Source organism: Clostridium thailandense, assembly GCF_019207025.1.
Lineage (GTDB): Bacteria > Bacillota > Clostridia > Clostridiales > Clostridiaceae > Clostridium_AM > Clostridium_AM thailandense.
The window spans coordinates 1-9,076 of the sequence record NZ_JAEEGC010000163.1 but is presented as its reverse complement, the minus strand read 5'-3'; the positions used below and the strand labels follow the sequence as shown (position 1 = coordinate 9,076).

Annotated in this window: 8 protein-coding genes and 4 riboswitches; of the genes, 1 reads left to right on the top strand and 7 read right to left on the bottom strand. The window is 29.8% G+C overall.

The window, feature by feature from the left end; genetic code table 11:
* Nucleotides 1-599: 599 nt before the first annotated feature.
* From I6U48_RS25260 to I6U48_RS25230, 7 genes are all read right to left on the bottom strand, one after another.
* Nucleotides 600-1,253 carry a sugar transferase gene (locus tag I6U48_RS25260; protein WP_218323244.1) on the bottom strand — a complete coding sequence of 218 codons (654 nt, stop codon included), beginning with the start codon at nt 1,251-1,253 and terminating at the stop codon, nt 600-602.
* Nucleotides 1,254-1,336: 83 nt separating this feature from the next.
* Nucleotides 1,337-1,420: riboswitch (cyclic di-GMP riboswitch) on the bottom strand.
* A 336-nt stretch (nt 1,421-1,756) separates the two neighbouring features.
* On the bottom strand, nt 1,757-3,442 hold the full coding sequence (locus I6U48_RS25255; RefSeq protein ID WP_218323243.1) for an ABC transporter ATP-binding protein: 1,686 nt from the start codon (nt 3,440-3,442) through the stop codon (nt 1,757-1,759).
* Between the two features lie 258 nt (nt 3,443-3,700).
* A complete protein-coding gene (locus I6U48_RS25250) occupies nt 3,701-3,856 on the bottom strand; it encodes a hypothetical protein (protein ID WP_218323242.1) in 156 nt (51 codons plus the stop codon).
* A 23-nt stretch (nt 3,857-3,879) separates the two neighbouring features.
* Complete coding sequence (locus I6U48_RS25245; protein WP_218323241.1) at nt 3,880-5,838, bottom strand: asparagine synthase-related protein; 1,959 nt, start codon at nt 5,836-5,838, stop codon at nt 3,880-3,882.
* A gap of 17 nt (nt 5,839-5,855) precedes the next feature.
* On the bottom strand, nt 5,856-6,779 hold the full coding sequence (locus tag I6U48_RS25240; RefSeq protein WP_218323240.1) for a hypothetical protein: 924 nt from the start codon (nt 6,777-6,779) through the stop codon (nt 5,856-5,858).
* Nucleotides 6,776-7,255: a lasso peptide biosynthesis B2 protein gene (locus I6U48_RS25235; RefSeq protein WP_218323239.1), complete on the bottom strand. Its 480-nt coding sequence runs from the start codon at nt 7,253-7,255 to the stop codon at nt 6,776-6,778. The genes I6U48_RS25240 and I6U48_RS25235 overlap by 4 nt, the downstream gene beginning before the upstream one ends.
* Nucleotides 7,230-7,520 carry a lasso peptide biosynthesis PqqD family chaperone gene (locus I6U48_RS25230; protein ID WP_246615550.1) on the bottom strand — a complete coding sequence of 97 codons (291 nt, stop codon included), beginning with the start codon at nt 7,518-7,520 and terminating at the stop codon, nt 7,230-7,232. The genes I6U48_RS25235 and I6U48_RS25230 overlap by 26 nt, the downstream gene beginning before the upstream one ends.
* 430 nt (nt 7,521-7,950) lie before the next feature.
* Nucleotides 7,951-8,032, top strand: a riboswitch (cyclic di-GMP riboswitch).
* Nucleotides 8,033-8,247: 215 nt separating this feature from the next.
* A riboswitch (cyclic di-GMP riboswitch) is annotated at nt 8,248-8,328 on the top strand.
* A 43-nt stretch (nt 8,329-8,371) separates the two neighbouring features.
* Nucleotides 8,372-8,451: riboswitch (cyclic di-GMP riboswitch) on the top strand.
* A gap of 20 nt (nt 8,452-8,471) precedes the next feature.
* On the opposite strand from I6U48_RS25230, the gene I6U48_RS25225 reads away from it, so the two are divergent.
* Nucleotides 8,472-9,076, top strand: a 605-nt coding sequence (locus I6U48_RS25225; protein ID WP_218323238.1) for a hypothetical protein, incomplete at its 3' end; no start/stop codon positions are given.

Here is a 9,076-nt window from a genome sequence, read left to right as displayed (position 1 = left end):
AGAATTGCTGGTTTACTTAAATAGATAAGATTTACTTATCTCACTCTGTTTAATTTTCAAAGATCATATCGCTTCCTGCGACATATTGAATTTTATCATTCCTTCTTTAACTTGTCAAGAGATTTTATTAACTATTTTATATAGTGTTCTTAACAACTTTTGAAGTTCATTATACAAGTATACCTATTATTAATACCTTTTTTCAATAATAATTTGCATACTTTCTTGCCGCTCATCTTAGCGACGAATATTATTGTATCAGTTATAATTCTATTTGATAACTCTTAAAACTATAGTTTGATGAAATTATAGTTTTATATCTAATTTATTCTTCAATATCCTCAATTTTTATATTATTGATACACCAGAATCAGTTTTCGTAGTATTAGATTTTCTAATTCTTTAAGCTACCTACTGTAGATTAACTTTAATTAAGCCTTCGTCTTTTGGTCTTAAACACGGTGACAAAAACTGATGCTAGAAGACCTATAAATCATAATTATATATGAACCTTTCACTTGAACCTAAAATATAAAAAATAAGCATATCAGGCTTTTATTTCTGCTATGCCTATTTATATTCCTCATACATGTTAAATCCTATCTAGCGTTCTTATCACCAAACAAAACAAAGAATGTTCTAATGATAAGTTTTATATCAATCCATAAATTTCTTTCCTCAATGTATTTTATATCCAATTCCATCCAATCTTCAAAATCAATATCGTTTCTCCCCATAACCTGCCAATAACAAGTTAAACCCGGTTTTACCATCAATTTTCTTTTTTGTCTAGTAGTAAAATGAGTAACTTCCCTAGGTAGATTTGGTCTTGGTCCTACAAGTGACATGTCCCCTCTAAGTACATTAAAAAGCTGCGGAAGCTCATCGATGCTAGTCTTCCTGATAAATTTTCCAACTTTTGTAATTCTCGGATCATTCTTCATCTTAAACATTGGTCCAGACATTTCATTCTTCTTTTTCAAATCCTTCAAAAGCTCTTCTGCATTACTAACCATTGACCTGAACTTATACATTTTGAATACTTTTCCATATAACCCTACTCTATCTTGAGCAAATATAAATCCACCTTTAGATTCCAATGATATTGCAATACTTGTAATCAGTATTATAGGACTTAATAGTATGATACCAATAACTGCCCCTACAATATCGATAGTCCTCTTAAAAAACTCATAGATTATACCGGTTTCGTTTATAGTTTCTACTTGCTTAACTCTTGCATATGGTTCCATAAAACTCCCCCTCATACAACAAAATTGTTTATTTATGTTGAACCTAAAAAAGAACGAAATAAAGCCCTATTTGCCTTAATATCAGCAAATAGGGCAGGTTGCACCATAAACTCCATACACTCCAGGTGCCCACTTAAAGAATGTACTTCTAAGTTTCCCTACATAATTTTAAAATTTCAATTAACTATTTGTACTATAAAAAACACCATTATCAAATTTTCAATAACTATAATACTTAGCCTATACATATTTACCTAATATACATCACATGAAGTTTTAAACCACTAAATAGTATATATACTTTTAGTTCTATTAAAATTTCTATAAGTAAATTTCGTAAATTTATGATATAATTAAAATCAATAAATATTTATTGTGGAGTGGATTTTCTGTGTTTAAATTAATTATAATAATACTTATTATAACTTTTTTGTTTATACTTTACTTTAGCTTGTTTAATGCAGCAAGCAAAGAACCTCCTACATTACCTGAAGATAAGGAATCTAAATAGCCTTTGATTTTAATGATAATCTACTATCTTGTTCCACTAAATGATTATCCTCAATTTTAAATATTCTATGGCATATATTTAATGCCGCAGTTCTATGAGTAATTATTATACAGATTAATGCCGGATTTAAATTCTGGATACTTTTTAAAACCTTTGTTTCTGTTTCTGCATCTAGTGCAGAAGTAGCCTCATCTAACAATAATATAGGTGTTTTATGCAGTAGAGCACGAGCAATAGCAATTCGTTGCGCCTGTCCTTCTGAAAGTCCCACCCCCTTTTCACTTAAAACAGTATTGAATCCTTCTGGCAAATTCATAATAAAATCATATGCACATGCCGCTTTTGCAGCATTATTTAGTTCCTCATCTGTAGCATTCAGATTTCCTAACCTAAGATTCTCTCCAACAGTTCCAGAGAAAAGAGTATTTCCTTGTGGAACATAAGATATAAACTTTCTAGTTGAGGCACTAACCTCTACTTTATTTAAAGCATCTTTTATATATAAATGACCTTTTGTAGGTTTCAACAGTGAAAGCAACAAATATATAAACGTTGTTTTCCCTTCTCCTGAAGAACCTATAAGTGCCACAGTTTCACCAGGGTTAAAGCTAACAGATATATTCCTTAATATAGGTAAATCTTTTTTATAACTAAAATCAACATCTTTATATAAAATACCTGCAGACTTGATGCTTCTCAAAGGATCTTTATAAGAATCAAACTCAAGGTTTTCTATTTCTATGAGCCTTTCTATGGAACCCATGGCTGAAGCTACTTGTGGTAAAAGTGAAGAAAGTGCTGCAAAAGGCCCTTGTATATTTCCTACTAAATTTAGTAAAGCTGTAATGGTACCAAACGTAAAAGTTCCCTTTGAAAGTCCAAAAGATCCAATGATAAACACCATAATAAATCCTATCCATGAACCAGTCTGAAGCATAGCACCCGATATAATTGACATGTTGTTACGTTGTATAGCTAACCTTTGCCGTTCTTTCTGAATTTCTTCGATTTTATTTACATTGAAAAGTTCACAACAAAAGCTTTTCACAATTATCATATTTTGTACTGATTCACTAATAAGTGAACGATATTTCGATTCAGTATTTTGGAATTTTATGTAAATGCACTTAAGTTTACGTGAAAATAAATGTGCAAATATCATAGTTACAGGAGAAACTAATATGATAATTAATGCTAAATGTGGTGCCAAAAATAGAAGTACTATAAAAGCTCCTAAAAGCTGTATGCTAAATGAAAACATGCTTGGAATTACATTCACTATTAGACTAGTAACTGCATCAACATCACTGGTCATTCTTGTAAGAATATCTCCACTATGATATTTTTCAAGCTCTATCCAACTTATTTTCATTAACCTTTCGTATAACTTTTTCTGAATTCTGTTAGAGATTCCAATAGAGCACCTCCCCCGTATGGACGAAACTATAGAAGATAATGTTACATCTATTAATATTGAACATGTAAGTAGTAGTAAACTCCAATACAATAAACTTAGCTGAGCGGTAGTTGCGGCATCAATCAATCCCTTCATTATTAGTGATCTATATATGCCAACAAATGCTGAAGCAATTCCACCTATAACAATAAATATTACTGGCACGAAAAATTTGCTAATCTGCATCTTAATCCATTTTAGATTAGTTATCATACTTTTCATGACATTTTTCCTTTCGATTATCAACTTAATATTTGACTACCTTACAATTCTCTAACATATATGCTGCATTTATAACATTGAATTTTGTATTCTAACAATTTTATTCTATTTAGAATATATTTTTATACCATCATTACTCTTTTCTAATATACTTGATAAAAATAGCAGGCTCATTTTTTAAGACCTGCTATTTTCCAAACAATATTCTATAAAGTCATTTATTTATTGCTTGATCTGTAGCAATATAGATTTTTCTAGTTAAGATTTATATTCTTCATAGGCAATAACTTGACCATTTGGAAGAGTAATTTGACCGTATACTTGATCATGAGTTGTAATTTTGCTTCCTCCACCTTGAGTAGCTTCAACACTTAAATCAAACAAATCTGGCTTATTCCACAATTTCTTTGACATCTGAATCACCCCCTTTCCATTTATTATTTTTCTCTATTGTTATAATCCTTAATAAAATGTGACATAATTAAAGAAACTAATAACATTCTAATTGAAGTAGATTTTTCCTCTTCTAGCTTTTCTCCTATAGATACTAATTCTTTTTTTAATTTATCTACATCTATATAATTTTCAATACTTTCATCACTTAACATATATTCTAATTGATTGTATATATCTCTCCACTCGGGTTGCAATCTTTGAATCCAGTCTGCACTTTGTAGTCCCCTAAGTAATGAGTTCAGTCTAATTTTATCAGGTAATATTCCTTTCATTGACCTATAAATAAGATATCTTTCTCTACCATTTCTAACAAACTGATCATATGGTATACTTAAGCAGAACTCTATGACCCTTTTATCTCTGGTTGGATCCCTCATTACAATCCCATGAGCTAAAGAAATTTTTGTTTCTATTGCTCCTATTTGAGTAAAAATTGTTGGATTAAGCATATATCTTCGCATTTCTTTTATATCATAAAATATGTCAGGATAAAGAAAATAACCCTTTTTTTTCAATCTTTCTTTTACATTCCATTTATCAAGTAAATTTATATTTGCTGGCACCATATCAAAGCAATCATAATTTCTATATTTTCTCTTACCTATAAATTTTCTTAAATTATAAGGTACTATTGCCTTAGCTATAGCTTTTATAACTCTATATTTACGCACTTTAAATATTTTACTAAATTCATTTATTTCTACCCATAACTTAACTAGTTTCTTTTCTCTAAATAGAGTTAGCGTATGAACAATATAATCACCGTACGATATTGTCATATTTCCATATGAACCATTCAAAAGAACTTTACAATTTTGATTAGCAGCTGTTTTCGTTAACTCATCAAACCAAAACAAATTTTCTATGATTTTATGTGGTTGTTCAAGTACATCTATAAAAAAATCAATATTAGTTAAGGAATTTTTCTCCTCGCTTCTACAGTAATTTACATAAATATTATCGTAGGTTTTACTTATCGATTCTATGTATTCACTTTCATTCGCAACATTAAATTTGGGCGAATTGTCTTTGAATTTTAGCATAGGTATGGAACTAAAAGCTTTTAATATCTTATTTTTCTTTGCTAATTGCATTGCTGCTACACATGCAACAGAGCCTGAATCCATGCCTCCACTTAGCATAACTCCAACATCTTTGAAGGTACGAGTACGACAACGAACAGCTTCAAAAAAAACTTTTCTAAAAGCCTCTTCATATTCATTATCAGTTTTTAGTTTTAGTGGTTTAACTTCTTTAATTGGATCCCAGTACTGCTCTTTCTTTATTTCAAAGTTGTTTATAGTAATAGCATACGCAGGTGGTAACTGATAAATGCCAGAGTATATTGTTTCACAGCACTCACTCTCATGAACTACTACTGGTAAAGCTAAAAAATCTGTAACCCATCTTTCATTTAAATCTGGCTTGTTATCTAAAATTTCAAATATAGGTTTAATTACGGTACAAAACACAAAAGTATTATTGTTATAGTAATAGTAGAATGTTCTTGTCCCCACATGATCTCTTGCACAAAAAAGTTCATTTCTCTTCTCATCCCAAATTGCAAAGGCAAAATCTCCTACCAAATATTTAGGACAATTTGTCCCCCATTTCTTAAAAGATTCTAGTATCAGTTCACTATCAGTAATTTTATTCCTATTATTCATAGAAACATTAAGTAACTCAAATAATTCCTCACGATTATCTATTATTGCATCCGCTGTTACTGCAAGTCTACTTTTTTTATCATAATAAGGCAAAACTTCCTGTAATGATTCTGCTGTAATATATTGTAACCCACAACCTAAAAAAACATTATTCTTATACCAAGATTTTATAGAATCTAACCTATATATATCTAATTTATTCATTATTTGTTGTTGAGTTTTTTCAAACATAGCTTTCCCATTATTATGAATAACTCCCCATATAACACTCATTTTCTATACTCCATCTATCATATTAAACTATTTTTTATAAGTTTCATTTGATCATTAATAGAGAAACCATCCACTGGTCTTGTTATTTTATAAACCTTTATATTTTTTGCTATATTTACACAGCATCTAAAATAATCAGAATTAAAACCTATATACCTAAAAAGCTCACCTCTGTAAATATTCCTTATAAGTATCTTTATTTTTTCACTTCCTAAAATCTCACACATCTCTACCTTATTTATCCTAGATGTGTTTATTTCGTAAATATATAAAAGAGGTACCGAGTGACACAAAAAATTTTTATCTGAGTATGTAGCATACTTATCTCTACATGAATCTACTTTTAAAAATTTATTAATGTCATATCCCATATTTTCAATAGTATCTCTACAAAGTTTTCGTTGTGGATAACCAGGTCGGACAATAATGCCCTTATCTAAAGAATTTTCCACAACTGAAACATCATCGGATAAAAAAGAATATCCATCTTTTAAAAAAGCTGAAATTAGAGTTGATTTGCCTGCACCGTTATATCCAGCTATAATTATTCCTCGTCCATCTAATGCAATTGTTCCACCGTGCATTGCTATAATATTACGTTGCATCAACAATACTCCAACTGAAGTTCCAAGTAGAAATAGTTTCACTTCTTCCAAGTTACCTCCTGATATTGGTTCTACAACAATACTATTACCGTTAGCAACATAATAATTTGCTACTCCTATTATACGAAGTAGAAACTCGTTCTTTGAAACTTCAATTACTCCATTTTTATAAATAAAATGTTTCACTTCTTTGGGTACCTTACCATAATAAATAGTAGCATCATAATATTTGCATTCACAGCCACCACTAGATGGAATATTCATTATAGGAATCTCTGACTTGATCTTTAATCCATATATCTCATAAATACAAAAAGTTTCACATAGCGTTCTCACAAACTTTTCCTCCTAGAATGATTTGCAAACTTAGCGACCTCGGTAAAATTAATTTTTTCTCTCTCCCCAGTTATAATATCTAAGCCACTTCTCAGCCAAGCATGGGCAATAAGTTTATTTTGTTTGTTTTTTGTTACTCCTAGATATAAAGTACTACTTATATTTTTTTGTTTTAATAATATTTGGGCAGTAAGAGCTTTAACTAAACACTTACTTTCCCAAGGTGTATTTTTGCTTACAGTGTTAACAATCCATCCAACCTTTTTAGTAATAAACCGCTCTGTCTCACATAGATATTCTGATGACTCTTCTTTATAATTACCAGTAAACTTCACTATCTTACTAAAATCTATAAATAAAATAGCAAATCGTATCATTCCAGTAATGCAAAATGCTTCGATTAATATCATTTTATCCCTAAAAGATATTTTAAAGAACTTGTATAGTTTCTTAACAAATTGATATAATTTCTTCATCTTTCAACCTATTTAAGAACTCAAACACAGCTTCCTCACAAACTTTTTTATCCACATCAAACTCTTCTAATAAAGTTAAATTTATTTCCTTTACTGTAAGAGGATCTTTAATTAACTGCCAAATTCTACTTCCTACATTGTTAAACCCATAGTACTTACCCCTATCTAAATCCATCATAACTATTTCATCATCCATATTAGTAGAGTCTAATCCTGATTTTTGAATGATTACACTATCTAATAAAATGCTTTTCTCTTTATTCAAATAACTCACTCTCCTAATTATCTTAAACTCCTTGCTTCCATTCTTATTGTTTCATAGTATATTTCTATTTTACTACTTACTTACAATACTTTACATTATACCTCGGTTTTATTTTTTACAGCTATGTATAATATCCCGTGTAATATACTAATATCTTTTACGTATTATGTACATATACTACCTAGGTGGTATAAAAGATTATTAACGTGAGTTATAAAAACTAAATTTAGTCACGATAACTAAAAGTTTCAATAAGAGAAAAATAAATATCATTAAAAAATTGTATCATTTTCTTATGAGGCACATATATTATACTAAAGAAAAAAAGCTAAAAATTCCCTTACTAATACTTGACTATACTAATATAAACTTGTACACTGTAACTGTAAATATTTTGTATAAAAACTCAATATCTATGGTAATAAACTTTTACCGACAATAGCAAACTTATCGAAAGGTAAGGACGCAAAGCTATAGGGCCTTTCATTACGAATGGCAGCCTAGCCGCCGAATTAAGAGTTTTTGTTTTACTCAAAATTTAGAAAAGACTCTTTTTTTCAGATAACTGCTAAGGAATCATTTGCTATGAATGGGAACTAAAGCTACTGAATTAAGAGTTTTTTCTTTTACGTAAGTATTAGTGCTTATTTTAGTAAATAAACTGAGAATACAAAGGACAAGCAGTATAATAAAAAGCAATATTTTATATCTTATGCTAATAAACTTTTATCGATAATGGCAAACTTACCGAAAGGTAAGGACGCAAAGCTATAGGGCCTTTCGCAAGAATGGCAGCCTGGCCACCGAACTAAGAGCTTTTATTTTACACAAAATTAGATAAAAACTCGTTTTTCCGATAATGGCAAACTTATCGAAAGGTAAGGACGCAAAGCTATAGGGCCTTTCGCAAAATGGCAGCCTAGCTACCGAATAAAAAAGGAGTGGATAATTATGTTAAATAAAAAAATTCTAGTTTCCCTTTTCATATTTATATTTTCTATATTTATATTTAATCCAACCAGTTCTTTTGCCAGTAATTACAATGTTAGTAGTTCTTCTAAATCTGATTACTATGTTAGTAATTCTGGAGATGATAATAATTCTGGTTTATCAGAAGCTCATCCATGGAAGTCTATATCCAAAGTCAACAATTATAATTTCAAACCAGGTGATGTTATTCATTTTAAGTGCGGAGATATATGGAGGGAACAGCTAATTCCTAAAAACGGAAATGAAACTGGACCTGTTACCTACACATCCTATGGATCGGGGAATAAACCTTACTTTTATGGTTCAGTGTCATTGAATAGACCTAGCGATTGGATAGAAGAAACCTCTAATATATGGACATCAAACAAAAATACTGAAAACACTCAAAGTGCTTCAAATTATATAAATTTAAATAGATTTTTGATATGGCAAGAGAAAGGTGCTAAAGTTAACTATGATTCAAACACAGTCAGAAATGTATTTATAAAAATAGATTCCTTGTCTACAGGCACTTCAATGTTTAATGTTCAATTGCTTGTTGCAGGATTAAATCTAACCACAAATAA